We start from the raw sequence: 25,010 nt of genomic DNA on the forward strand, positions 1-25,010 counted from the left end.
ATGCCCGCCACGCTACGTGTAAACGGGCGCCGGCCAGGCGGGTTCAGGAGAGTGTCGCTTCCCTCTCCGGCCACGTCATCCGGAATACGCATGGTGGGCGTAACGTGAGAGACGGGCCGTCGGCTGGTCCCGTGCCGACGGCCCTCCTTTGAGCTCTGGTGACGCTTGTTACCCGTGCGCAACGACATGCGCATAGATTCTCTGCATGGCGGATCTGTTCGAGGAGTACCGCCTCGGCCCCGGCTGGGACGAGATGTTCGCCGAGCTGGGCATGCCGCGGGAGAGCTACGAGGCGCTGCACGCCACGCTGCAGCCGCTGTCGAGCGCTGAGCTCGGCATACGTGCCGAGGTGCTCGCCCGCGCGTTCCTCGATCAGGGCATCACGTTCGCCCTCAAAGGCGTCGAACGTCCCTTCCCGCTGGACATCGTGCCGCGCATCATCGCGGCCGCCGAGTGGCGCGGGGTGGAGCGCGGCGTCGCCCAGCGGATCCGCGCGCTGGAGGCGTTCCTGGCCGACGTGTACGGCACCGGCCAGGTGCTCGCCGACGGTGTGGTGCCGCGCCGGATCATCGCCACCAGCGCTCACTTCCTACGCCAGGCGGCCGGCATCAACCCGCCCAACGGCGTGCGCATCCACGTCGCCGGCGTGGACCTGATCCGCGACGAGCAGGGCACCTTCCGGGTGCTCGAGGACAATGTGCGCATCCCGTCCGGGGTGAGCTACGTCATGGAGAACCGGCGGGCGATGGCCCAGGTGCTGCCCGAGGTGTTCGCGGCCACCCGGATCCTGCCGGTGGAGTCGTACCCGGCGATGCTGCTGCGGGCCTTGCGGGCGGCCGCGCCGACCGGCGTCAGCAATCCGACCGTGGTGGTGCTCAGCCCGGGCGTCTACAACTCGGCCTACTTCGAGCACGCGCTGATCGCGCGCGAGATGGGGGTCGAGCTGGTCGAGGGGCGCGACCTGGTGTGCGTGGGCAACGACGTGGCCATGCGTACGACGGCCGGCGAGCAACGCGTGGACGTCATCTATCGGCGCATCGACGACGACTTCCTCGACCCGGTGCACTTCCGGGCCGACTCGGTGATCGGCGTGGCCGGGCTGCTGAACGCCGCGCGGGCCGGTCGGGTGACGATCGCCAACGCGGTCGGCAACGGGGTCGCGGACGACAAGCTGCTCTACACGTACGTGCCGGACCTGATCCGGTACTACCTGAACGAGGAGCCGCTGCTGCCGAACGTGGAGACCTACCGGCTGGACGAGGAGGGCGTGCTGGAGCACGTCCTGCCGCGGCTGTCCGAGCTGGTGATCAAGCCGGTGGACGGGGCCGGCGGCGCGGGCATCGTGATCGGGTCGCAGGCCACCTCCGCCGAGCTGGAGACCGCGGCCGCGACGATCAAGGCGAACCCGCGCGGATGGATCGCCCAGCGCGAGGTGAAACTCTCCATGGTGCCGACGCTGATCGGGAACAGGCTGCGGGGACGGCATGTGGACCTGCGGCCGTTCGCAGTGAACGACGGGAAGCAGATCTGGGTGCTGCCGGGCGGCCTGACCCGGGTGGCGCTGCCGGAGGGCGCGCTGGTGGTGAACTCCAGCCAGGGCGGCGGGTCCAAGGACACCTGGGTGCTCGCCGACGGGTCCGAGGCCTATTTCGAGACACCCCACCTGCCGGCCGAGCCGACGCCGCTGCCCCCGGCATCGAGCCCCGACCCGGGCCCCGGCGGTCTCGGCGTCGAAGAGCAGGAACAACAGCAACAACAGCAGCAGGGGAGGGCCGAGGAGTGTTGAGCCGGATCGCCGAGTCGCTCTACTGGATCGGCCGGTACGTCGAGCGGGCCGAGGCCACCGCCCGCATCCTCGACGTGCACCTGCAGCGGATGCTCGCCGACCCGTGGACCCAGGAGGACTCGGCCTGCCGCTCGCTGCTCGCCGTCATGGGCCGGCCCGCGGCGGACGGACCGGTCACCTCGTCCCAGGTCGTCACCCTGCTCTGCCTGGACGACCGGAACCCCAGCTCGGTGGTCGGCTCGCTGGCCGCCGCCCGGGAGAACGCCCGCGGCGCCCGGGAGACCGTCTCCTCGGAGATGTGGGAGTGCCTCAACGCCACCTGGCACGGCCTGCCCACCGCGCGGCGGCGGGTCGAGCAGCAGGGCGTGCACGCGTTCTTCCGCTGGGTCCGGGAGCGCTGCGCGGTGATGACCGGGCTGACCGACGCCACCATGAGCCGCGACGAGGGCTGGCTGTTCCTGGTGCTGGGCCGCAGCGTGGAGCGGGTGGACATGACGGCGCGCCTGCTGCGGACGCACGAGCGGGCCGGCGGCAGCATCCCGTCCTGGCTGACGCTGCTGCGCTCCTCCGGGGCGTGGGAGACTTTCCTGCGGACGTACCGCGGCGCCCTGGACGACCGGCACGCGGCCGAGTTCCTGCTGCTGGACCGCCTCTTCCCGCGCTCGGTCTTCGCCGCGCTGTCCAGCGCCGAGGGCTGCCTCACCGACCTGGAGCCCGACCCGGGCCGGGCCGGCGTCGCCACCGACGCGCAGCGCATCGTCGGCCGGGCCCGCACCAACCTCGAGTTCCGCGGCGCCGACGAACTGATCAACGACCTGTCGCCGGTGCTGAGCAGCCTGGAACGCACCTGCTCGCAGGTCAACGAGGCGGTGTCCCGGCGCTACTTCCGGCAGACCACGGCCGTCAACTGGGTCCGGGGAGCGGTCGCCTGATGGACAGCTGGCGGCTGAAGGTGCAGCACAAGAGCGGTTTCGACTACGCCGGGCCGGTGTCGTCGTCGTACAACGAGGCGCGGATGTGGCCCCGCAACGAGGCCCGGCAGGCGGTGCTCGACGCGCGGGTCGAGGTGTGGCCGCCGGCGCGCACCTACCGGTACGAGGACTACTGGGGAACCGTGGTCACCGCGTTCGACGTGCACGCCAAGCACGAGGCGCTGACCGTGACCGCCACCTCGACGGTCGAGACGCTCCCGCCCGGCGACCTGCTCGACCCCGGCGACGGCGCCACCTGGGACGAGATGGCCGTGCCGGACAGCGTGGACCGCTGGTACGAGCTCATGTTGCCCACCAAGCGCACCAGCCTGGACTCGTCGTTGCGGGAGATCTCGGCGGACATCAAGGCGGCGCATGCCACCCCGCACGCCGCGGCGCTGGCCGTCTGCGAGTTCGTCCGCGGCGAGGTGACCTACCAGACCGGGGCGACCGGGGTGCAGACCGACGCCGTGCAGGCCTGGCGTCAGCGGGCCGGCGTCTGCCAGGACATCAGCCACCTCACCGTCGGCCTGCTCCGGGAGATGGGACTGCCCGCCCGGTACGTCTCCGGATACCTGCACTCGAGGCCCGGCGCGGCCATCGGGGAGAGCGTGGTCGGGCAGAGCCACGCCTGGGTGGAGTGGTGGGTCGGCCGGTGGACGGCGTACGACCCGACGAACGGCGTCGCGGTCGGTGAGCGGCACGTCGTGGTCGGGCGCGGCCGCGAGTACGGCGACGTCCCGCCGCTCAAAGGCGTCTACGCCGGGCCGAAGAGCACCGGCCAGGGCGTCGAGGTGACGATCACCCGCCTGCGCTGATCCGCGTGACCGACCCGGTCACGGTGCTGCGCCGGCTCCATCGATGGTGCAGATCGGGGTGCCGGCGGTGATCGTGGCGCCCACCTCGACGGACAGGCCGCTCACGGTGCCCGCCTTGTGCGCGGTCAGTGGCTGCTCCATCTTCATCGCCTCGACGACCACGATGACGTCGCCCTCGGCCACCTCGTCGCCGTTCTGCGCGGCGACCTTCACGATCGTGCCCTGCATCGGGGCGGTGAGCGCCGCCTTGTCCGCGGTGCCGGCCGCGGCGGCCTTCCGGGTGCGCTGCGACGGCCGGCGGGACGCTGCCGCGGGCGTACCGGTGAAAGCCGGCAACGTCACCTCGAGCCGCTTGCCACCCACCTCGACCACGACGGTCTCGCGTTCTTCCCGCGTTTCCTCTTGCGGCACGGCCTGGAACGGGGGCACCTCGTTGGCCCACTCGGTCTCGATCCAGCGGGTGTGCACGGCGAAGTCGGCGGCGAAGGCCGGGTCGCGCACCACCGCGCGGTGGAACGGCAGCACCGTCGCGATGCCCTCGACCACGGTCTCGTCCAGGACGCGGCGGGCTCTTTCCAGCGCCTCGGCCCGGGTCGCGCCGGTGACGATGATCTTGGCGAGCATCGAGTCGAAGTTGCCGCCGATCACGCTGCCGTTCTCGACGCCCGAATCGACCCGCACGCCGGGGCCGGACGGCCAGGTCAGTGCGGTCACCGTGCCCGGCGCCGGCAGGAAGTTACGGCCCGCGTCCTCGCCGTTGATCCGGAACTCGATGGCGTGCCCGCGCGGCACCGGGTCCTCGGTGATCGCGAGTGCCTGGTCGTCGGCGATCCGGAACTGCTCGCGGACCAGGTCGAGGCCGGTGGTCTCCTCGCTGACCGGGTGCTCCACCTGCAGCCGGGTGTTGACCTCCAGGAACGAGATCGTCCCGTCCTGCCCCACGAGGTATTCGACCGTGCCGGCGCCGTGGTAGCCGGCCTCGCGGCAGATCGCCTTCGCGCTGTCGTGGATCTGCGCGCGCTGCTCGTCGGTGAGGAACGGCGCCGGCGCCTCCTCGACCAGCTTCTGGTGGCGGCGCTGCAGCGAGCAGTCGCGCGTGCCGACCACCACGACGGTGCCGTGCGTGTCGGCGAGCACCTGCGCCTCGACGTGCCGCGGCCGGTCCAGGTACCGCTCGACGAAGCACTCGCCTCGCCCGAACGCCGCGACCGCCTCCCGCGTCGCCGACTCGAACAGCGCCGGGATCTCCTCGATCGTCCGGGCCACCTTCAGCCCGCGCCCGCCACCGCCGAACGCCGCCTTGATCGCGACCGGCAGTCCGTGCTGCTCGGCGAACGCCACGATCTCGCTCGCGTCACCCACCGGCTCGGAGGTGCCCGGCACGAGAGGCGCGCCGGCACGCTGCGCGATGTGCCGCGCGGTGACCTTGTCGCCGAGATCGCGGATCGCCTGCGGGGTGGGACCGATCCAGATCAAACCCTTGTCGAGTACGGCCTGAGCGAAGTCCGCGTTCTCCGACAGGAAGCCGTAGCCCGGGTGGACGGCATCGGCGCCGCTGCGGCTCGCCACGTCGAGGAGCTTGTCGATGCGCAGATAGGTGTCCGCCGCGGTCTCACCGCCGAGCGCGTAGGCCTCGTCGGCCAGCCTCGCGTGTGGGGAATCGCGGTCGCTGTCGGCGTAGACGGCAACGCTGGCCAGGCCCGCGTCCCGACAGGCGCGCAGCACCCGGACAGCGATCTCTCCACGGTTCGCGATCAATACCTTGCGCACAGGTTGAGCCTAGATGAGTTGTTCTCACGCCCGCACTTGGTGTTTGGAGAGTGACCACTTACGCACGTGGAGCGAAGCGACCCTCGGCGTGAGCAGCGGTCTGGACCACCCACCCCGCTACGACCTGATCCGGATCTTGAATTTTCTTTGGTCAAACTTGTCTATTAAAGTGAACCCATGTCGGCGACGCGGATGATGATTCTCGGGCTGGTCCAGTGGATGCAGCCGGTGCACGGCTATGACGTCCGGCGTGAGCTGCTGAGCTGGAGTGCCGACAAGTGGGCCAACGTCCAGCCCGGGTCGATCTATCACGCCCTGCGCAAGCTCGCCGACGAGGGCATGCTGCACGAGGTGGCTACCGAGCAGGTCGGCGCACGCCCGGCCCGCACCACCTATCGCATCACCGACAAGGGCGTGGCCGAGTTCGAGAGCCTGCTGCGCAACCACTGGTGGAACGTGGCGTCGCCGGCGGACCCGTTCATGGCGGCGTTCTCGTTCCTGCCCGCCCTGCCGCGCGAGGAGGCTGCCGCGGCGCTGCGCAACCGGGTCACCCAGCTGGGCGCCGGGATCGAGCAGCTCCGGGCGGCCACCTCGGCGGACTGGGTCGAGAACAAGCCGGTCTTCGTCACCTGGATGTGGGAGCTGTCCATCGAGCGTGCCGAGGCCGAGATCCGGTGGTGCGAGCGTGTGGCGAAGCTGATCGAGGACGGCACGCCGTACCTCCCTTCGTCGTTCACGCCGGAACGCCCGGGGCTGACGCCGCAGGGCTGGGTCGACCAGTAATCAAGCTTGACTACTAAAACTTGACCAGGCTAGCCTCCTCGGTGCAACCACCGAGGGGGAGCGTCATGATCGAAACGAGAGGGCTGCGTAAGTCCTTCACGTCCCGGCAGGGGCGAGAGAAAAAGGTGGTCGAGGCCGTCCGCGGGGTGGATTTGGACGTCGCCGAGGGGGAGATCTTCGGCTTCCTCGGCCCGAACGGCGCCGGCAAGACCACGACGCTGCGGATGCTGGCCACGCTGATCGAGCCGGACGGCGGCACCGCCACGATCGCCGGCGCCGACCTGCTGAGCGACCCGGGCGAGGTGCGCCGCCGGATCGGGTATGTCGCGCAGGGCGGCAGCACGTGGGACGAGTCGACCGCGCGTGAGGAACTGGTGCTGCAGGCCCGGCTCTACGGGGTGTCCAAGGCCGACGCCCGGGCGCGGGCGGTGCGGGTCCTGGAGGGCTTCCAGCTTTCCGAGTACGCCGACCGCAAATGCAAGACGTACTCCGGCGGTCAGCGGCGCCGGGTCGACATCGCGCTCGGCATCATCCACGAGCCGAAGGTCGTCTTCCTCGACGAGCCGACCACGGGTCTCGACCCGCAGAGCCGCGCACACATGTGGGACGAGGTGCGCCGCCTGCGTGACGAGGGCATGACCGTCTTCATCACCACGCACTACCTCGACGAGGCGGACGCGCTCTGCGACCGGATCTCCATCATGGACAACGGCATCGTCGTCGCCTCGGGTTCCCCCGCCGAACTGAAGCGGGACATCTCCGGCGACATCGTGCGAGTGTCGACCCCCACGGTCGCCTCCGCCGCCGAGGTTCTGGGGTCCTCCTCCTTCGTCACCAAGATCGAGACTCAGGACGACGGTGTGCGGCTCTACGTCGAGGACGGCGCCGCGGCCATCCCCCTGATCCTGCGCGCGCTCGACGCGGCGTCGGTCGAGCTCGGCACCATCGAGCTGCACCGGCCGAGCCTCGACGACGTGTTCCTCACCAAGACCGGCCGATCGCTGCGGGAGAGCTGAGCGATGAAACTGCTGCGTGACATCTCACTGATCTTCTCCCGCCAGATGCAGCTGCTGCTGCGCAACCCGGTGTGGATCGCGGTCGGGCTCTTCCAGCCGGTGATGTACCTGCTGCTGTTCGCCCCGCTGCTCAAGCCGGCGCTGGGGGTGCGTACGAACGCGGAGGCGTACGAGATCTTCGTGCCCGGTCTGCTGGTGCTGCTCGCCATCTTCGGCGGCCTGTTTCAGGGCTTCGGCCTGATCGCCGAGTTGCGGGCCGGCGTGATCGAACGGTCCCGGGTCACCCCGGTCAGCCGGCTCGCCCTGCTGCTGGGGCGCTCGTTGCGGGACACGGTGTCGCTGATCGCCCAAGCGGTGATCATCACGATCCTGGCGTTGGCCTTCGACCTGCGGGTGTTCATCGGAAACCTGCTGTTGGCGTATCTCATGCTCGCGCTCATATCGCTTATGACGTCTGCGGTGAGCTACGGCGTTGCATTGGCCGTGAAGAGCGAGGACGCGCTGGCGCCGCTGATGAACACGGTTGCCCAGCCGGTGCTGCTGCTCTCGGGCATTCTGTTGCCGCTGACGTACGCCCCCGGCTGGCTCCAGGGCATCGCGAACTGGAACCCGTTCTCGTGGGCGGTGGACGGCACACGTGCGCTGTTCCGGGGCGATCTGGGGGCGCCCGACGTGTGGCAGGGCCTGCTCATCATGGCGCTGCTCGCGGTGCTGGCGGTGGCCTGGGCGGCGCGGCTGTTCGCCCGGAGCGTCCGTTAGAGCTTTCTGGCCATCGTGATCCCGTCTCCGATGGGGACGATCACCAGCTCGACCCGCGGATCCTGTGCCGCCGTGGCGTTGAAGTCGACGACGCCCTGGTCACGCGAATCCTGCGGGTCGAGCACCCGGCCGCTCCACAGCACGTTGTCGACCAGGATGAGCCCGCCCGGCCGGATCCGGGGCACGAGTTCGTTCCAGTAGGTCGTGTAGTTCTGCTTGTCGGCGTCGATGAACGCCAGGTCCAGATACTCCTCGGCGGGCAACTCCCGGATCCCGTCGGCGGCCGGCCCGATCCGCAGCTCGATCCGCTCATCCACCCCGGCGAGCTGCCAGTACCTCTTCGCCACGGCGGTCCACTCGGTGGAGACGTCGAAGCAGATCAGCCGGCCTTCAGCTCCCATGCCCCGGGCGATGGCCAGCGACGACAGCCCCGTGAAGGTCCCGATCTCCACCGCGTTCCGGGCCCCCTGCACGGCGGCGATGATCCGCAGAAAGGCGGCCTGCTCCGGCGCGACCTGCATCCCCGCCGCGTCGGGCAGACTCGCCCGCGTCTCCGCGATCAGCGCGGCCATGACCTCATCCGGCGCGGTGGAGTGCGCCAGCAGATACTGGTGCAGCTCCGCGGTCAGCTGGAGAGGTTCGTAGGACATCGTCTAATCCCGCCACAGTTGGGTGATGGAGACGTTGAGCTCCCCGAGCAGATGACGCATCAGCGGCAACGACAGCCCGACCACATTGCCCGGATCCCCTTCGATCCGCTCCACGAACGCCCCGCCCCGCCCGTCGATGGTGAACGACCCGGCGACGTGCAACGGTTCCTCGGTGGCCACATAGGCCTCGATCTCAGCATCGGTGATGTCCGCGAAGTGCACCACGGTCGTACCGACGTCCTCGGCCTGCCGCCCCGTGACCAGATCGGTCAGGTGATGCCCCGTGTGCAGCACCCCCGACCGCCCCCGCATGGCCTGCCACCGCTTGACGGCCTCATCGGCGTCGGCGGGCTTGCCGAGAATCTGCCCGTCGAACGCCAGAACGGAATCACACCCCAGCACCAGCACCCCAGGGTCGGCCTGCATCCGAGCAGCCACGGTCCGCGCCTTCATCCGGGCAAGAGCCAAGCTGAGCGTGTACGCGTCCTCAGCCTCGACAGCGGACTCGTCGACCCCGCTGACCAGCACATCCACGTCAATGCCGGCAGCCTTGAGCAGAGCCCGCCGGGCCGGGCTGGCAGAGGCCAGAACAAGTCGGTACGAAATGTCGGTCAGCACAGCCGCCACGCTACAAGCCCCGACTCACAGAGGCCCCCCACTGCACCGATGTGTCTCCGAACGGTTCAGTTCTACCCATGGCGCCTCCGCCTCTACCTATGCCGCCTCCGCCGCAGAAACACAGCAAGCAGCGCGACGAGCCCACCGAGCACAACGACCCCGCCACCGACCAAAGCGGCGACGGGCACTCCGGGCGGCGCGTCCGGCGCAGCCTGACCCCCCTCTGAGGCAGGTGTCGCGTCCGGTGCGGGCGAAACCGACTCACTTCCTTGGCCGGTCGCCGTCAAAGCCTTGACGATGTTGAGAACCCCGAAGCCACACTCCTCATCCCGTCCAGGCGGGCCGATATCGGTGGCGGTCGAGGTGAGTCGCTCGATCACCTCTTGGGCAGACAGGTCTGGGAACTTCGCCCTCACCAGGGCCGCGGCCCCCGACACAATCGCCGTCGACGATGAAGTGCCGTCCGAGACCGAGTAGCCGTCGTTGAGTCGAGTGCTCACGATGCCAACGCCAGGAGCGCAGAGCTGGACGGCCTTGCCGGTGAATGAGAATGGGGCGTGCTTGTTGTTTCGATCGGACGATCCCACAGCCAACACGCCGGGGGTTGCAGCTGGGTATCCGAACTGCAGGTACTCCGGTTTGTTACCCGCGCCCGCGACGACGACCACATCGTCCGCAACTGCTGCTTTGGAGGCATCTGCCAGCGCAATTGAGGGCGCGTTCGCCGACGAAACGTTGATTACCTTTGCGCCGTTCGCGGCGGCCCAGGTAATGCCGTTTGCGACGACGTTGCTGCTTCCTACTTGACCGGGGTGCGAATCGCGGACTGGCAGGATCTTGGCATCCGGTGCAATGCCGAGGACGCCATCTCCGTCAGTCTTGCCATGCGCGGCGATCAGTCCGGCCATCTCCGTTCCGTGGCCATCAGCGTCAATATTCCCGCCTCCGGCGTCTCGATCGAGGACGTCAGTTCCCGTGAGCAGGTTGCCGCTGAGATCGCGATGCGGAGCGACGCCGCTGTCGACGACGCCAACAGTGATGCCAGCGCCCTTCGTCACCTTGTGTGCGGCGGCCACCTGAAGCGTCTTGAGGTGCCACTGCCTGTCTCTGACTGAGTCTGCGGCGGCAGGCGTTATCGGAAACTGGGCCAGGCCGACGACGATCAGAACAAGAGAGACGAGCGTAGTTCGCGATCTCACCTAGTCGAGTCCAATCGCGGGGCCTGGGTCGATCGGTGGTTCAGGCTGTGGCTCAAGAATGGGAGATACGCCCGTCGCAGTTGCCCAAGGATTGTCCGGATCCCATCGTTGCGTCGACGAATCGGACTCCCCGCCTTGCCGTGGAACCGCGCCGATTGGTTGACCAGCCATCGTGGTCGCGCGACCGGCTGGGGGCTTCGATCCGGCTGGGCTACCCGGATTAATCACCCCTCCCACGGGGCTCACGGATGAAATCGGCCGTCCGTTGACACCGGGCTGACTGGGGATCTCGCCGATGATGCCCCCTGGAGAGCCAATTCGAACCGGACCGGCCGCAGTCCTGCCTTGGGGCGGCAGGCCGCGAGATCCTGGTCCAGAAGCGGGGTTGGAGAGACCGGCCGGGATTGGCGGCAGCGGCGTGACAGGGCCTGTCCCGACAGGAGGCGCGATCGTCGGTGGAGGTGGTGGAGCGGTGACTACGGGTTGTGTTGTCCCGCCGAGCACCAACCCTGGCAATCGGCCGGTGCCCGATTGGGGTGCCGATGGCTGAGAGAATTGGCCGAGAGCAGAGGCCGATGCAGAGTGCCCGGCACCATTTGCCAGGCCTGGGTCAAAAGCGACCACCGGTGGGATTGGTGGCGCTGCGCCATACGGGTTGTCCAGGTCTTCGGAGTTCTGATTGACCCTCTTGAAGGGAACATATTCCTTAGGCTGGCGAAGCTGGGTCTTTGCCTGGACGAGGTCGACGCTCAGGCTGGACATGATCGCGCGGGCTCGGGCCTCCAGCTCGGTCTGGCGGCCGCCCGGCACCGGGTTCTTCGGCGTGGGCCGTGCGGCCGGCCCCTTGGCGCCGACCGGCATGGCCGCGACCTTCAGGTCCTGTTCGTAGTCGACCAGCTTGGCCTCGTTGGCCAGGTACTCCGTGACGACCTTCTCCAGGTCGGTGCGGGATGCGCTGATGGACAACGTCGCGCTGCTCAGGGCGCTGTGGTTGGCGATCGCCGCGTCGTACGTCTCCTGCAGGTGGCCGAGCAGCTCGTCCAGGCGGGCGACATAGGCGGCCGCGGCCGCGCTTTTCTCCGGCGGCCACGCCGTGGCGAGGTTCTCGCGGTAGTTTCGCACGGCCGACATGTGCTGCAACGTCAGCTCGTAGGACCTGCGCCAGCCGTCGACCAGTTGCCAGTGGGGCGTGGTGTCCTGGTTCTGCAGGGTCATCCACATGTCGATCATCGACATGTTCGCCCAGTTCGTGCCGCCGTTACCGCCGGTGCCTCCGCCGCTATCCAGCATCGGGCGTTCCCTCCGTGGGGGTCACCGCGGCGTGGAAGGCGTTCTCGACGTCGCCGACCCGGGCGTGGGCGAACGCGTCGCTGCCGGCGTACTCCTTGCTGATCTCCTGGGCCGCGGTGGCGAAGGTGTTCGTACCGTTGGCGAAGTTGTAGACGTTGATGTGGGTCGCGTCCTGGACCCTGAGCTGCTCGTGCATGAAGTCGACGAGTTCGGGAAACGTCGCTGCCGGCGGGGGCAGCTCGGTGAGCATGCGGTCGGTCACGCTGGCCAGGTGGGGGACGTAGTTGCTCTCCACGTCGGTCTGGAGTTTCTTGGCGAACTCCTCCATGGCCGCGATGTCCGCGTTGATGTCGCCGAAGTTGGTGAAGCCGTAGTCGCTGAGCCAGGTCGGCCCGCGGTCCTCCTCTGCCAGCACCGTCGCTCCCCTTCTCGACAGGAAGATCCGTTACGTGCGTCTATGCGCCGGATCCGCCGTCAGAGTAGTCGGTCGCGCCGACCGCCTCGACCCCCTCAGAGCGTCCTGTGGACAACTCCGGAGGCGCGCCACGACGACGGTCTCTTTACCGGTCTGGCGCTGCGCGCCCACTCCGACCGGGGCGAATGTGAGACCGCGTACACGGCGGCTCTGCGCTCCCGGAGGGTGACCACCGCGACCAGTGCGGCCAGCTCTTCCGCGGTCGGTGTGCCTCGGGCAACGCTGACCTGCGGTTCCGCATCCATCGACAGAGCGTACGACAATGTGAGGGACGCGACGGGGACACGAATCCCACACTCGGCTGATCGATTAGCTGTGCCTCGACATGACCGGGTATTTTCTGCGTGATGTCTACTTCCCCCCCGCTCATTGTCGCTGACCGTTACCGGCTCGTCGCGCCGCTCGGTCAGGGCGGGATGGGTCGTGTCTGGCGGGCGACCGATGTCGTGCTGCACCGCGAGGTCGCCATCAAGGAGCTCGTGCCGCCCCCGGGGCTGACCCAGGACGAGCGGCAGGAGATGCGCGAGCGGTCGCTGCGTGAGGCCCGGGCCATCGCCCGGCTGAACAACGTCAACGTGGTTCGCGTCTTCGACGTGCTGCGGACGGATGCCGACCCGTGGATCGTCATGGAGTACGTGCCGTCCAAGTCGCTGCAGGACAAGCTGGCCGCCGACGGCCCGTTCCCCGCGGTGCGTGCCGCCGAGATCGGCCTGGGCGTGCTCAACGCGCTGCGTGCGGCGCACCGCAACGGCGTCGTGCACCGTGACGTGAAACCCGGCAACGTGCTGATCGGCGAGGACGGCCGGGTCGTGCTCACCGACTTCGGCCTGGCCACGCTGCCCGGTAACCCGGACGTGACTCGGACGGGCCTGGTGCTGGGCTCGCCTGCGTACATCGCTCCGGAGCGCGCCCGGGACGGCACCGCGGGCCCGGGCGCCGACCTGTGGTCGCTGGGCGCCACGCTGTACGCCGCCGTGGAGGGCCAGTCGCCGTTCGCGCGCCCCTCCGCGATCGCGACGCTGGCCGCCCTGGCCACCGAGAACCCGCCGCCGGCCCGCAACGCCGGCCCGCTCAAGCCGGTGCTGAACGGTCTGCTCCGCAAGGATCCCGCGCACCGCATCGACGCCGTGGAGGCCGAGCGTCTGCTGCAGCGGGCGACCGGCCGCCGGTCGAAGTTGTCGTTCCCGATGAGCCCGACGATGCGCCGCCCCGGTGTCGGCCGTGAGCGCCCCGCCCCGCCGGTCGTCCCGGGCACCAGCACGGGCGCCGCTCCGGTCGTTCCCGGTCCGCGCCCGCCGGTCTCGCGCCCGCAGCAGCCGCCCGCCGCGTCGGGTGGGACGCCGCCGGGTGGTCGTCCGGTCTCGCGCCCGCAGCCGCCGGTCACTCCGGGTGCGCCGCCGTCGGGCCGTCCGGTCTTCGCGCCGGGCAAGGCGTCGGTCGGCCGCCCCGTTCCGGACAACCCGACCCGCGTCGACCGCCCGCCCCTCGACGCCACCCGCCTCGACGGACCTTCGGTCAAAGACGATCAAAACCCAGATTCGGGTACGGGCGCTCGAGGCTCGACAGGAGCAACGACGGGGCGGGATGGCTCGGCGGCGGCACCGGGTCCCGCTCAGTCGAGCGCAAATGGCGCGCTTGCTCACGGGACACGGGGCACCTACGGCACGGTTCCCGGCGCGCAGAGTCCCGCCCGCCCGGGCCGCCCAGGCACCCCGCACGCTCAGCCCGCCCCGCACGCTCAGCCCGCCCCGCACGCACAGCCCGCCCCGCACGCTCAGCCCGCCCCGCACGCACAGCCCGCCCCGCACGCTCAGCCCGCCCCGCAGCACCCGCAAGCCATGCCGCACACGCAGGCCGCCCCGCATTCTCCGGCGGCTCCGCAGCAGCAGTCGGCGGAGACCCGCAGCGGCCCGCCGTTGTCCGAGGCCGAGGCGGAGGCCAGGCTGGCCGCCGCCTCCGAGCAGTACCTGGCAGCCCAGGAGGCCCGCCGAGCCTCCCGTGGCCTGCCACCCGCACGTCTGCAGCGCCCGGCCGACCCGACCACGGTCGTGTCCCGCCCCCAGCCTCCGGCGGCCCCGAGCAACTCGGCGGGCACCGCGACGAAGCCGTCCGCCGAAGCCACGTCGGTGGTGCGTCCCGCGGACCAGACCACCGACCGAACCACCGTGGTGTCCCGCCAGACCCCGGCAAAGCCCCGCGACACGCCCGGGACAGCAACGGGACTCGAAAAATCGCCGACCAAGGCAACTCCCGCCAAGGCGCAGCCCGCTCCCGCCAAGGAACGGTCCGAGCCGACGAAGCCCTCAGCCGCGCGGACAGCACCCGAAACCGCATCGAAACCCGCCCAGGCGTCCCCCACGGCCCAGCCCAAGTCAGAGCCGGGCCAGGCCTCCGCCGCGCCCGCAGCCACCGTCCCCGCAGCAAGGACGAAGCCGCAGAGCCCCGAGCCGACCGCGACGGCCGCGACCGAGACCGAGCCGAAAGCCGAGCCGGCCACCGAGCCCCTGACCGAGGCGCCGGCCACCGAGCCCGAGACCCAAACGCCGGCCACCGAGCCCGAGACCCAAACGCCGGCCACCGAGCCCGAGACCCAAACGCCGGCCACCGAGCCCGAGACCCAAACGCCGGCCACCGAGCCCGAGACCCAGGCGCCGGCCACCGAGCTCAAGGCCGAGACGACTGACGCCGAAGCGGCAACGAAGTCTGCTGATCGGACTACGACAGCGCGGGGCAAGAAGGGACGAGGCCGCGCGGCAACATCGAAGTCCGCCGCCGTCGCCGATGCCGCGAAGTCCGCCGAGCCCGAGACGCCTTCCGAGTCCCCGACGTCTTCCGCGCAGACGACAGATGAGGCGGCGAGCGCCAAGGCGACGCCCGCCGAAACCGCGGGCGAGGCCGTGAGCGCGGGCGAGGCCGTGAGCGCGGGCGAGGCCGTGGTCAAGGCCGAAGCCGACAACTCCGGCGCGCCGGAGAAACCGACGGCAGCCGTCGAGGCCGAGACGAAGTCGGAAAACGCCGACGCCAAGGCCGCGACCGAGCCGGAGCCGCCCGCCGAATCCGAGACCGGCGAGGAACCGGCCGACAAGGCGGGCGCCGCAACGGACGGAACCGAGCCCGCCACCGCGGCGAAGGCCACCGCGAGTGAGACCGCGAAGGCCGCCGAGGTCGAGACGACGAAGGCCCCCGAGCCGGAAGACGCGAAGAGCGACGCTGCCGAGGATGCCGACACCGAGGCACCAAAGGCCGAAGTCTTCAAGACCGAGAGCCCGAAGCCCGAAGAGCCCAAGGCCGAGGTCCCCGAGCCCGAAGTCCCCAAGGCCGACGCGCCCGAGGCCGACGCGCCCAAGGCCGACGCCCCTGAAGCCGACGCTCCTGAAGCCGAGGCGCCCAAAGCCGAAGCAAGGGCTGAAAAGCCGAGGACACTGGCCGACACCAACGCGAAGCTGGCCGCCACCCAGGTCGCCGCGCAGATCAACGACCGTGCCACCAAGGACGGCAGCACCCAGGTGCCCGCGGCCCGCAAGCCGAGCAAGCCGGCGGACGACCGGACCAAGGTGACGACCGCGGCGATGGCCAACGCCACGCCGAGTGACCTGCTGGGTGACCAGGCCGCGCAGACCGCCGCCGGTACCGCCGTGTTCGGGGTGCCGTCCGCGCGGACCAGCGGAACCCCGGCTTTCCCGGTGTCGAACCGCCCGGCGTGGCAGCCGCTGGTTCCGCCGACGATGCGGTCGCGGGGTGTGACGATCTTCGGCACCACGCTGACCCGGAAGCAGACCCTGATCGGGGTAGCGATCGTCGCGGTGATCGTGCTGCTGGTCGGGGTGCTGGTGCCGCTGGCGTTCGCGGGTGACGACGAGCAGGGCGGCGGGGACGGGACTCCGCAGCAGCCCGCGGCCACCGGTAACGCCGCGCCGCCGGCCGCCACCACGGACAACAAGACACCGCCGCCGACCCAGGCGGAGGAGGACCCGCCGGCCGCCACGAGCCCGAGCGTGAAGCCGTCGACGCCCGTGTCCGCGCCGGCGACCGTGCCGGCGGGGTGGACCGTGTACAACGGCGACGGGTTCTCCGTACCGCTGCCGAAGGGTTTCTCCGCGCAGAAGCGTGGCACCGAGGTCTACTTCAACGACAACAAGAACCACCGTCTGTTGATCATCGACCAGACCGATCAGCCGAAGCCCGACCCGGTCAAGGACTGGGAGGAGCAGGAGGCCGACCGCCGTGGCAGCAGCTACCGGAACTACAACCGGATCCGGCTGGTCGCGGTGTCCGGCTACTTCCAGAGGGCCGCCGACTGGGAGTTCACCTATACGACCAGCTCAGGCAACGACCAGCATGCCCAGAAGCGGGGCATCGTGGTGAACGCGAAGAAGGCGTTCGGCATCTCCTGGTACACGTCGCCGGGGGACTGGGACGCGGACAAGGCCGTGCTGGAGCAGATCTACAAGGGCTTCAAACCGGCTTGACGGGTCATTCCGTGAGTGAGTGACGCATTCATGGGGTACAGAACCGTCCATGGTTCGCAGGAAGCACGGAAGCATGCCCACGCTGGCGCTGTGGATGATCGTCGCCGTGGCCGACATCGCCCTGCTGGCCGCGGCCGCCGGTCCAGCGGTGACCGTGCTGGTCGTCGCCGGTCTGGCAATCGTGGCCGGTGGCTTCGCCGGGATGCGGTCGATCAGCCGCCGCGCACCCGAGCAGGCCAAGGCGGCAGCCCGCAAGCGCGCCTGAGTGTCAAGCTCGAGTCGCGCACCCGAGCCGACCAAGGCGGCAGCCCGCAAGCGCGCCTGAGTGTCAAGCTCGAGTCGCGCATCAGAGCAGGCCAAGGCCTGACAGCCCGCGAAGGGAATAAGTTATCCACAGCCGCCGCCAGGGTGGGACCTAGGCTGATCGACTACGCTCGCGGGCTGTGTCGATCGACGGTGTGACGAGCATCTGGGATGAGCTGTTCAGCGCCCAGCCGGACCCGCCTGCCCTGCTGGCGCTGATCACGGCCTTGGTCGCGCTGGTGGCGGTGGCGTTTCGACCGGTGTGGCGGGTGGCCCGCAACGCGGTGACCATCGCCCACGAGGGTGGCCACGCTCTCGCCGCCCTGCTCACCGGGCGTCGCCTGCGGGGCATCCGGCTGGAGTTCGACACGTCGGGTCTCACGTTGTCGGCGGGGCGGCCGACCGGGCCGGGCATGATCTTCACGTTGCTGGCCGGCTACATCGCGCCGTCGCTGGTCGGGCTGGCCGGCGCCTGGATTCTCGGCGGTAACCGGATCACGCTGCTGCTCTGGCTGGCGATCGTTCTGCTGCTGCTCATGCTGATCAACATCCGGAACCTGTTCGGCGTGATCTCGTTGCTGGTCACGGGCGCGATCGTGTTCGCCGTCTCCTGGTACGCGTCGCCCGAGGTGCAGGCCGCGTTCGCGTACACGGGGGTGTGGTTCCTGCTGATCGGGGGCGTGCGCCCGGTCGGCGAGCTGCAGAAGCTGCGCCGCCGGGGGCGGATGCCCGAGTCCGACGCCGATCAGCTGGCGCACCTCACGCGCGTACCCGCGATCATGTGGGTTTCGTTCTTCTACCTGGTCACGATCGTCGTGCTGGTGGTCGGGGCGTTCATGCTGGCCGGGCAGTGGTTGCCGGAGCTATCGGCGAGCTGAGCCGGAAGGCGACGGGCCGGAAGTCGAGGGGCCGGAAGTCGAGGGGCCGGAAGTCGAGGGGCCGGAAGTCGAGGGTGTCGGGGCCGGCGTCTCGCCTTGGGCGCCGCGTGCGCTCCAGGTGACGAGCACGAAGAGGATCGCGGCCGACGCCAGGCCCCACTTGATCAGTTTGCCGAGGTTGCCCCAGTAGAGGCTGCGGGCTTTCGGGACACTACCTTTCGCTCCCTTGAGTACGACACGGGATGCGCGGAAGCCGCTCCACACGTACCCGAGTCCGAACACGGCGATGCCCACGAGGATGGCCGTGAGCAGGGACATCGAGCTCAGAGACATGCGGACCAGGGTGCTCGCGTCCTAACGCATTGTCACTAGCCCGAATGGCCGGTCACAGTGGGATGTTTCCATGTTTCTTCGGCGGCAGCGTCTCGCGCTTCGTCCGGAGCGTACGCAGCGCGCGGGTGACCTGAATGCGGGTATGTGACGGCGGGATGACGGCGTCCACATAGCCCCGTTCCGCCGCGATGTAGGGGTTGGCCAGCGTGTCCTCGTACTCCTGGATCAGCTCGGCCCGCCGTCCCGCCGGATCCGCGGCGGCCGCGAGCTCGCCGCGATGCAGGATGTTCACCGCGCCCTGCGCGCCCATGACCGCGATCTGCGCCGTCGGCCAGGCGAAGTTCATGTCGGCGCCGAGATGCTTGGACCCCATCACGTCGTACGCGCCGCCGTACGCCTTCCGGGTGATGACGGTGACCTTGGGGACCGTGGCCTCGGCGTACGCGTAGATCAGTTTTGCTCCGCGCCGGATGATGCCGTCCCACTCCTGGCCGGTGCCGGGCAGGAAGCCGGGCACGTCCACGAAGGTCAGCACGGGCAGGTTGAAGGCGTCGCAGGTGCGCACGAAGCGGGCCGCCTTCTCGGACGCGGCGATGTCCAGCGTGCCGGCCAGGCTCATCGGCTGGTTGGCGACGATGCCGACCGGCCGCCCCTCGACGCGCCCGAAGCCGACCACGATGTTCTGCGCGTACAGCGGCTGCACCTCGAGGAAGTCCTCGACCACCGCCTCGACCACGGTCTTGATGTCATACGGCTGGTTCGCCGAGTCCGGGATCAAGGTGTCCAGAGCAAGATCCCCCGGTTTCACGGCAAGCCCAGCGGTCGGGTCGAGGTCCGCGATCGCGTCAAAGGTGGTGGGTTCGTCCAGGTTGTTGCTGGGGAGGTACGACAGGAGCGCGCGAACGTAGTCGACGGCGTCGTCCTCGTCCGCCGCCAGATAGTGCGCGTTCCCGCTGCGGGTGTTGTGGGTGCGCCCGCCGCCCAGTTCCTCCATGCCGACGTCCTCGCCGGTGACCGTGCGGATCACGTCGGGACCGGTGATGAACATGTGCGACGTCTGGTCGACCATGACGGTGAAGTCGGTGATCGCCGGTGAGTAGACGGCGCCGCCCGCACACGGCCCCATGATCAGGGAGATCTGCGGGATGACACCGCTTGCGCGTACGTTGCGGAAGAAGATGTCGGCGTAGAGACCGAGCGCGACCACACCCTCCTGGATGCGCGCGCCGCCGGAGTCGTTGATCCCGATGATCGGGCAGCCGATCTTCATGGCCAGGTCGAGCACCTTGACGATCTTCTCGCCGAACACCTCGCCGAGCGACCCGCCGAAGACCGTGAAGTCCTGCGAGAACACGCACACCTGGCGGCCGTCGACGGTGCCGTGGCCGGTGACGACCCCGTCACCGTACGGGCGGTTCTTCTCCAGCCCGAAGTTGGTGGACCGGTGCCGGGCCAGCTCGTCGAGCTCCACGAAGGAGCCTTCGTCGAGCAGCATGGCGATGCGTTCCCGGGCGGTCTTCTTGCCGCGGGCGTGCTGTTTCTCCACCGCGCGGGCGGAACCGGCGTGTGTCGCCGCCTCGGTGCGCCGCTCGAGGTCGGCCAGCTTGCCGGCCGTGGTGTGCACGTCGATCTGCTGCCCGCTCTGCTGCTCGCCCGGAGTCGGCGCATCCTGCTGGAGTGTCACGAGGTTGATCGTATCCACGTCCGTTCGGACGATGCCGCAGTAGCGTTTCGTACTGAATGCCCTATTCGTTACTCCACCCGTGACGAACTGGATGACCGCGGGCGGCCTCGCCCTGATCGCGGGGGGAATCGCCACACTGGTGGGTTTCCGGCACGTGCTGCTGCCCGGTGGCGAGCCGGCGACCCGCGGCGAACGGCGGCGTGGCGGGCCGACGTTCACGGTGCCGGCGCAGATCCGGGCCCGTCGCCGGCGGCAGGCGCTGGCCCTGCCCGCGGCACCGACCCGCGCGGCCATCGAGCCACCCCGGCCCCCCGAGCCGCTCCAGCCCGCCGAGCCACCCCGCCCAGCCTCGCCGTCCCGCGTCGCCTCGCCGTCCCGCTCAGGTGAGCTGCTTGGCTCGGGTGAGCTGCTTGGCTCGGGTGAGCTGCTTGGCTCGGGTGAGCCGGTTCGCTCCGGCGAGCCGGTTCGCATGGTCCAGCCTTCCGGCCCCGCCTCGGAGTTTTCTCGCGCTGCGGAGTTTTCGCGCGTCGCCGGGTTTCCCCGCGCCGGCGAGCCTTTCCGCGCTGCCGGACCGCAGGCGTCGGGCATCTCGGGGGACGTCGCGGAGAAGGACGAGGCCGAGAAGGTCGAGCGGCCCGTCGAGACGCGCGCGGAAAGGCGAGCCAGGCAGGCGGCCGCGAGAGCCGGCGACGGGCCGACGCACTCGGTCAGGAACCCGTTCGTGCAGCGGGGTCACGTCGTCGACGAGCCGACCGGTCCGGTCGCCGTCCCGGTCGCGAAGTCCACTCCGGCGCGAAACACCCCGCGTGAGGGCGACCGGATCGAGGGCTGGGTCCGCCCGCAGTACCAGGAGGACGATTCGGTTCCCGGCGACTACTGGACGCCGATCCCGGAGAGCTATGGCTGGCCGACCCCGGTGGACCGGCTGCCCGAGGCCCCGGGGTATCCACCGCGCTTCGACCCGGTCGACGCATCCCCGGCCGTCGAGCCGGCCGTCCCGCAGTGGCCGCCGGTGCAGCCGGCCGACCGCATCGACCTGCCTCGCGGCTGGTCCACCCGCAACGTCCAGCAGCGCCCGGTCCGCCGCGGCCCCCGCGAGGCGGTCGAGCCCGGCGCCGCCTTCAACCCGGCCAGAGGCGGCAACCCGGTCAGAGGGGGCAACCCGGCCAGAGGCGGCGGACAGGTGCGGGGCGCCAGTCCGGCCATGGGAGGCGGTCCGCTCAAGAACGCCGGCGCAGCGGTGGAAGGCGAGCAGGAGAACTCGCAGCGAAGCCGTCCCCGTCCCCGTCCCCGCCCGTCGTCGGGCGGCCAGCCGGAGCGCAGCACCGTCTACCGGAGCAGGCACGCTGCCGACCCGGGCTAGCCTCAGCCCCAGGCGGGCCCCGTCGATCCCCAGCGGCCGTCGGCCCGGAGTGAGATGCCGGCCCGGGGATGAAACGTCGGCCCGGGGATGAAACGTCGGCCCGGGGGTGAAACGTCGGCCCGGGGGTGAAACATCGGCCCGGAGTGAGATGCCGGCCCGGGTTGAGGCATTGGCCGGGGCGGCCGCCGATCAGGGTTCGGGGCGTCCCCGCCCGGTCGGCGGGACAGGACCTACGCTTGGCCGATGTCCTCGCCGTACCGGGATCTGGATCGCCCGCCGCTCAGCAGCCGCAGCCTCGAGCGTGCCCTCCTCGTGCCCGGCGGCCTCTGGCGCCGGCTCGACATCCGGGCCGCGACCGGGTCGACCAACGCCGACGCCACCGAGGCCGCCCTCGCCGGTGAGCCGGAGGGCCTCGTCGTCGTGGCCGAGCAGCAGGTGGCGGGCCGTGGCCGCCGGGATCGCACCTGGGTCTCGCCGCCGGGCGCCGGCCTGACCCTGAGCGTGCTGCTGCGTCCGGGCGATGTGCCCAGCCGGCGGTGGGGCTGGTTGCCGTTGCTGGCGGGGGTCGCGCTGCGCGACGCGGTGCACCGGATCACGGAGCTGGACGCCACCCTCAAATGGCCCAACGACCTGCTGGTCCACGACCAACAGAGCCAGCTGAGTAGCAAGTGTGCGGGGATCCTGGCCGAGGTCGCTGGTGACGCGGTGGTCGTCGGCATCGGGCTGAACGTGACGACCCGGGTCGGCGAGCTTCCCCCGGTGACCGGTCTGCCGGCCACCTCGCTGCAGATCGCGGGTGCGAAGAGCACCGACCGGGAACCGCTGGTCAAGGCGCTGCTGCGGAGCCTCGAGCAGTGGTACGTCGGCTGGCGGGACGCGGGCGGCGACGCCGAGATGTGCGGGCTGCTGGGCGCGTACCGGCGGGGGTGCTCGACGATCGGGCGGGACGTGCGGGTGGAACTGCCGGCCGGGGACGACGTGGTCGGCGCCGCGGTGGACGTGGACGCCGACGGGCAGCTGGTGGTCCGAACGGCTGACGGCGTCGACAACCGTGTCTCGGCCGGTGACGTGCGCCACGTACGCTGACCGCGTGCCTTTCCCGGACGACGTCCTGACCGAGGAGGAGGAGGTCGTCCTCCACCTCCGCCCCCATGCCAAGGCGGCCGCGCGGCCGGTGATCGCGCTGCTCTTCGCACTGGCGGTCACGATCGTCGCCTGGGTGATGCTGCCGGACAACGACGGCGGCCTGATCGGGGTGTGCGTGGTCGGCGCGCTGGCGCTGTTCTTCGGGCTGACCCGGGGCGTGGCGCCGCTGGTGGTCTGGCGCTGCACGCACTACGTCTTCACCGACGAGCGGGTGCTGACGCAGGAGGGCGTGCTGACCCGGCTGCGGCGGGACGTGCCGCTGGCCCGGGTGAACGATCACTCGGTGCGGCAGTCGCTGTGGGACCGGATGTTCGGCTGCGGCACGATGACCGTCGACTCGATCGGCGACACCGCGCTGGTGCTGGCGTCGGTGCCCCGGGTCCAGGAGTTGCAGACCACCCTTTACCAGCTGATCGAGGACGATCACCTGAAGGAGGACGAGGAAGAGGAGAGCGAGGAGCTCAGCGACGCTCCGCCCGCTCCTTCTCCTCCAGCTCAGAAAGTTCCGCCTCGAAGGATCCTCCGGCGTTGAGCTCCGCGTCGAGGGATGCCTCGGCGCTGAGCTCGGCCAGGCCGGCCGCCACGTCCATCTCGGCGACCGCGGCCTCGTGACCGTCGACCGGCGGCTTCAGGAAGACGAAGGTGCGGTACGCCCAGAACCGGAACAGCGTCGCGACCCCTGCGGCGAACAGCGTCACGCCCATGATCAGCATCCGGTGGTCGGTCTCGGTCAGCCCGAAGCCGTACTTGGCGACCGCCACGGAGCCGGACTGGATGACCATGCCGACCAGATTGAAGCCGAAGAACAGCGTGTACTCCCGGCGCAGTGCCGTCTTCGTGTGGTTCCGGTAGGTCCAGTACCGGTTCGCGAAGTACGCCAGCGTCGTGGTCACCACGGTCGCGATGACGGTCGCCTTGACGGCGCCGATCGGCATCGCGACATAGGTGATGGCCAGGTACAGGGCGGCGTTGGCCGCGCCGATGATCCCGAAAGCGAAGGCTTCCGGAGCGAGACGGCGCAAGCGTTCCGTCAGCGTGCGGGCTGAAGGCATTCGGCAACCTTACGGGGAAGAGGGTGTGGGAGCGGGGTCACGAGAGGGCGAGTGACACCGACGTCACATCCTGGGAACGGGCTCCTGGGCGGCGGGTGCGGGCTCCGAGGCGTCATCCGCGGGGAAAACGAACCGGCGGTAGGACCAGAAACGGAACAACGTGCCCAGGGCGGTGCCGATCAGCTGGCCGGAGATGTTGTCGGCGGCCTGGGTCCGCAGCACCGGCCAGACGTCGCCGAGCAGGTTGTGGCTGATCGTGAGGCAGGCCAGGCTGATGCCCAGGCCGACGCCGTTGATGACGAAGAACAGGGTGTACTGCCGGGCCATGTGGGTGTGCCGGCTGTGCCGCCACGTCCAGAAGCGGTTGCCGAGGAAGGCGATGGTGGTCGCGATCACCATCGAGATCGTCTTGGCGACCCGGCTCTCCGTCCCGGTGCCGAGCAGGATGTTGAAGATCGCGAGGTCGACGAGGAACGCAACACCGCCAACAGCGCCGAACTTGCCCACCTCGCGGACCAGGGCGGACAGCCGTTGCCGCAGCGTGGGGTGCGGCTGCGGCGAGGTGTCAGGCACGGATCCGAGAGTACCGGCGCCCGTCACGGGTCGCCGTTCTCGTGCGCGACTCTTAACAGGTCGGTGCTGAATGGTGACGTTGCCTATACGTGGGGTAGCGGACCGTGTCCACCTCAGTCAGCTCGGCCGCCTTCGATCGGCACGTCGCGCAGCCGCTCAGATGCGCCGAAACGCGGACGGCGTCGCGGGGGGAGAGCCGGCCGCGGACGTGCCCGCTGAGCCGTTCGCCGGTGAACCGGCACTGCGGCTGATCCGTCACCGCGACGTGTTGTTGCAGGTAGAGGCTGCGTAAGCCTTCACGGGCCCGATGCGCGAGGACGGCCACCGCGTTCGGGGTCAGGCCCAGCCGGGGCGCGATCTCGGCCGGCCCGGCGCCCTCCACCTCGGTCATCCAGAGCACATCCCGCCAGCGTGCGGGGAGTTGCTGGAAGGCCCGGGCGGCGAAGGTGCGCTCCAGCCGCTCCAGGGTCGGGTCGAGGAACGGTTCGCCGGCGTCGTACCGGCTCAGGTCGTCGGTGAACTCGAGGCGGCGGTCGCGTCGGGCGCGGTGGTAGGAGACGTGCCGCAGGGTGGTGGCCAGGTAGGCGCGGAAGGCGGCGAGCGGGCCCCGGCCGGCGCGAAGGGTGGCGAACACCCGGGCGAAGGTCTCGGCGACCAGGTCGTCCGCCTCGGCCGGGTCGCGGGTCAGGGAGAAGGCGAGCTGCCGGGCCGCGGCGCGGTGGCGTTGATAGAGCGTCCCGTACGCCGCGGTGTCCCCGCTCCGCACCGCGGCGAGCAGATCGGAGTCGGTGTCGTCCACGCCCGCGATCGTCATTCCTGCCTCCTGAGCCGGGAGTGAGAGGAAAGCCCGATTACGGGACAGCTTAGGGTGTTAAGTCCTATTTGTGAAAGTAGCGAAAAGTCGGTGCGGTGCGCAGATCTGCAGCGTCCGGCGAAGGATCGATCGCCAATGCGCAGAGCGGCCGTAGATTGTGCGGTTATCCACAGCAACAGCCGATGAACTGAACGTGTTCGCGGCTTAGTCTGACGTGACTCCACTGACACGGCCGCCCACACGGCCTGTTTGGTCATTGG

The 25,010-nt window shown here is 70.0% G+C and carries 24 protein-coding genes; 12 read left to right on the top strand and 12 right to left on the bottom strand.

What is annotated here, in order from left to right; all coding sequences use genetic code 11:
* The first annotated feature begins 205 nt into the window (after positions 1-205).
* Genes QSK31_RS14295 through QSK31_RS14305 form a run of 3 tightly spaced genes read left to right on the top strand, consistent with a single transcriptional unit; the run spans position 206 to position 3,575 of the window.
* On the top strand, positions 206-1,786 hold the full coding sequence (locus QSK31_RS14295; protein ID WP_285684197.1) for a circularly permuted type 2 ATP-grasp protein: 1,581 nt from the start codon (positions 206-208) through the stop codon (positions 1,784-1,786).
* The gene (locus QSK31_RS14300; protein ID WP_285684200.1) at positions 1,780-2,718 is read left to right on the top strand and encodes an alpha-E domain-containing protein; all 939 of its coding nucleotides are present in this window, start codon (positions 1,780-1,782) and stop codon (positions 2,716-2,718) included. The genes QSK31_RS14295 and QSK31_RS14300 overlap by 7 nt, the downstream gene beginning before the upstream one ends.
* Positions 2,718-3,575: a transglutaminase family protein gene (locus QSK31_RS14305; RefSeq protein ID WP_285684201.1), complete on the top strand. Its 858-nt coding sequence runs from the start codon at positions 2,718-2,720 to the stop codon at positions 3,573-3,575. Before QSK31_RS14300 ends, QSK31_RS14305 begins: the two co-directional genes overlap by 1 nt.
* A gap of 18 nt (positions 3,576-3,593) precedes the next feature.
* On the opposite strand, the gene QSK31_RS14310 is transcribed toward QSK31_RS14305, so the two are convergent.
* The gene (locus QSK31_RS14310) at positions 3,594-5,345 is read right to left on the bottom strand and encodes an acetyl/propionyl/methylcrotonyl-CoA carboxylase subunit alpha (RefSeq protein WP_285684203.1); all 1,752 of its coding nucleotides are present in this window, start codon (positions 5,343-5,345) and stop codon (positions 3,594-3,596) included.
* Between the two features lie 177 nt (positions 5,346-5,522).
* Here QSK31_RS14310 and QSK31_RS14315 point away from each other — a divergent pair, with 177 nt between their 5' ends.
* The 3 genes from QSK31_RS14315 (at position 5,523) to QSK31_RS14325 (ending at position 7,903) form a co-directional block, all read left to right on the top strand.
* Entirely contained in the window at positions 5,523-6,128 is a 606-nt protein-coding gene (locus QSK31_RS14315) for a PadR family transcriptional regulator (RefSeq protein ID WP_285684204.1), read from the top strand.
* 65 nt (positions 6,129-6,193) lie between these two features.
* Positions 6,194-7,144, top strand: coding sequence for an ATP-binding cassette domain-containing protein (locus QSK31_RS14320; protein WP_285684206.1), 951 nt, complete (start codon positions 6,194-6,196; stop codon positions 7,142-7,144).
* Between the two features lie 3 nt (positions 7,145-7,147).
* On the top strand, positions 7,148-7,903 hold the full coding sequence (locus QSK31_RS14325) for an ABC transporter permease (RefSeq protein ID WP_285684208.1): 756 nt from the start codon (positions 7,148-7,150) through the stop codon (positions 7,901-7,903).
* Here QSK31_RS14325 and QSK31_RS14330 read toward each other — a convergent pair.
* The 6 genes from QSK31_RS14330 to QSK31_RS14355 form a co-directional block, all read right to left on the bottom strand.
* Positions 7,900-8,553: an O-methyltransferase gene (locus tag QSK31_RS14330; RefSeq protein ID WP_285684210.1), complete on the bottom strand. Its 654-nt coding sequence runs from the start codon at positions 8,551-8,553 to the stop codon at positions 7,900-7,902. The genes QSK31_RS14325 and QSK31_RS14330 overlap by 4 nt on opposite strands.
* Before the next feature lie 3 nt (positions 8,554-8,556).
* Positions 8,557-9,171, bottom strand: a complete 615-nt coding sequence (locus tag QSK31_RS14335; protein ID WP_285684211.1) for a Maf family protein — start codon at positions 9,169-9,171, stop codon at positions 8,557-8,559.
* Positions 9,172-9,263: 92 nt separating this feature from the next.
* Positions 9,264-10,370: a type VII secretion-associated serine protease mycosin gene (mycP, locus tag QSK31_RS14340; RefSeq protein ID WP_285684213.1), complete on the bottom strand. Its 1,107-nt coding sequence runs from the start codon at positions 10,368-10,370 to the stop codon at positions 9,264-9,266.
* Positions 10,371-11,660, bottom strand: a complete 1,290-nt coding sequence (locus QSK31_RS14345) for a hypothetical protein (RefSeq protein WP_285684215.1) — start codon at positions 11,658-11,660, stop codon at positions 10,371-10,373. It lies immediately after the preceding gene.
* Complete coding sequence (locus QSK31_RS14350) at positions 11,650-12,075, bottom strand: hypothetical protein (RefSeq protein ID WP_285684217.1); 426 nt, start codon at positions 12,073-12,075, stop codon at positions 11,650-11,652. Before QSK31_RS14350 ends, QSK31_RS14345 begins: the two co-directional genes overlap by 11 nt.
* A gap of 95 nt (positions 12,076-12,170) precedes the next feature.
* Positions 12,171-12,380, bottom strand: a complete 210-nt coding sequence (locus QSK31_RS14355) for an acyl-CoA carboxylase subunit epsilon (protein WP_285684219.1) — start codon at positions 12,378-12,380, stop codon at positions 12,171-12,173.
* A 102-nt stretch (positions 12,381-12,482) separates the two neighbouring features.
* Here QSK31_RS14355 and QSK31_RS49215 point away from each other — a divergent pair, with 102 nt between their 5' ends.
* The 3 genes from QSK31_RS49215 (at position 12,483) to QSK31_RS14370 (ending at position 17,785) form a co-directional block, all read left to right on the top strand.
* The gene (locus QSK31_RS49215; RefSeq protein ID WP_502872957.1) at positions 12,483-16,604 is read left to right on the top strand and encodes a serine/threonine-protein kinase; all 4,122 of its coding nucleotides are present in this window, start codon (positions 12,483-12,485) and stop codon (positions 16,602-16,604) included.
* 49 nt (positions 16,605-16,653) lie between these two features.
* On the top strand, positions 16,654-16,869 hold the full coding sequence (locus QSK31_RS14365; RefSeq protein ID WP_285684221.1) for a hypothetical protein: 216 nt from the start codon (positions 16,654-16,656) through the stop codon (positions 16,867-16,869).
* A 178-nt stretch (positions 16,870-17,047) separates the two neighbouring features.
* Positions 17,048-17,785: a M50 family metallopeptidase gene (locus QSK31_RS14370; RefSeq protein ID WP_285684222.1), complete on the top strand. Its 738-nt coding sequence runs from the start codon at positions 17,048-17,050 to the stop codon at positions 17,783-17,785.
* Here the strand turns inward: QSK31_RS14370 and QSK31_RS14375 are convergent.
* Both QSK31_RS14375 and QSK31_RS14380 read right to left on the bottom strand, forming a co-directional pair.
* Positions 17,771-18,118 (bottom strand): hypothetical protein, encoded by a 348-nt coding sequence (locus QSK31_RS14375; protein ID WP_285684223.1) that lies wholly within the window; start codon positions 18,116-18,118, stop codon positions 17,771-17,773. The two genes, QSK31_RS14370 and QSK31_RS14375, sit on opposite strands and share 15 nt — an antisense overlap.
* A gap of 52 nt (positions 18,119-18,170) precedes the next feature.
* On the bottom strand, positions 18,171-19,748 hold the full coding sequence (locus QSK31_RS14380; protein ID WP_285684479.1) for an acyl-CoA carboxylase subunit beta: 1,578 nt from the start codon (positions 19,746-19,748) through the stop codon (positions 18,171-18,173).
* Positions 19,749-19,881: 133 nt separating this feature from the next.
* Here QSK31_RS14380 and QSK31_RS14385 point away from each other — a divergent pair, with 133 nt between their 5' ends.
* The 3 genes from QSK31_RS14385 (at position 19,882) to QSK31_RS14395 (ending at position 22,843) form a co-directional block, all read left to right on the top strand.
* Complete coding sequence (locus QSK31_RS14385; RefSeq protein WP_285684224.1) at positions 19,882-21,165, top strand: hypothetical protein; 1,284 nt, start codon at positions 19,882-19,884, stop codon at positions 21,163-21,165.
* A gap of 243 nt (positions 21,166-21,408) precedes the next feature.
* The gene (locus tag QSK31_RS14390) at positions 21,409-22,251 is read left to right on the top strand and encodes a biotin--[acetyl-CoA-carboxylase] ligase (RefSeq protein ID WP_285684225.1); all 843 of its coding nucleotides are present in this window, start codon (positions 21,409-21,411) and stop codon (positions 22,249-22,251) included.
* 4 nt (positions 22,252-22,255) lie between these two features.
* Positions 22,256-22,843, top strand: coding sequence for a PH domain-containing protein (locus QSK31_RS14395; RefSeq protein ID WP_285684226.1), 588 nt, complete (start codon positions 22,256-22,258; stop codon positions 22,841-22,843).
* Here QSK31_RS14395 and QSK31_RS14400 read toward each other — a convergent pair.
* From QSK31_RS14400 to QSK31_RS14410, 3 genes are all read right to left on the bottom strand, one after another.
* A complete protein-coding gene (locus QSK31_RS14400) occupies positions 22,773-23,363 on the bottom strand; it encodes a GtrA family protein (RefSeq protein WP_285684228.1) in 591 nt (196 codons plus the stop codon). The two genes, QSK31_RS14395 and QSK31_RS14400, sit on opposite strands and share 71 nt — an antisense overlap.
* Positions 23,364-23,426: 63 nt before the next feature.
* Positions 23,427-23,936: a GtrA family protein gene (locus QSK31_RS14405; protein ID WP_285684231.1), complete on the bottom strand. Its 510-nt coding sequence runs from the start codon at positions 23,934-23,936 to the stop codon at positions 23,427-23,429.
* A gap of 52 nt (positions 23,937-23,988) precedes the next feature.
* On the bottom strand, positions 23,989-24,750 hold the full coding sequence (locus QSK31_RS14410) for a sigma-70 family RNA polymerase sigma factor (protein WP_285684233.1): 762 nt from the start codon (positions 24,748-24,750) through the stop codon (positions 23,989-23,991).
* Positions 24,751-25,010 lie beyond the last annotated feature (260 nt).

The sequence above is a fragment of the Actinoplanes sp. NBRC 103695 genome (genome assembly GCF_030269485.1).
GTDB lineage: Bacteria > Actinomycetota > Actinomycetes > Mycobacteriales > Micromonosporaceae > Actinoplanes.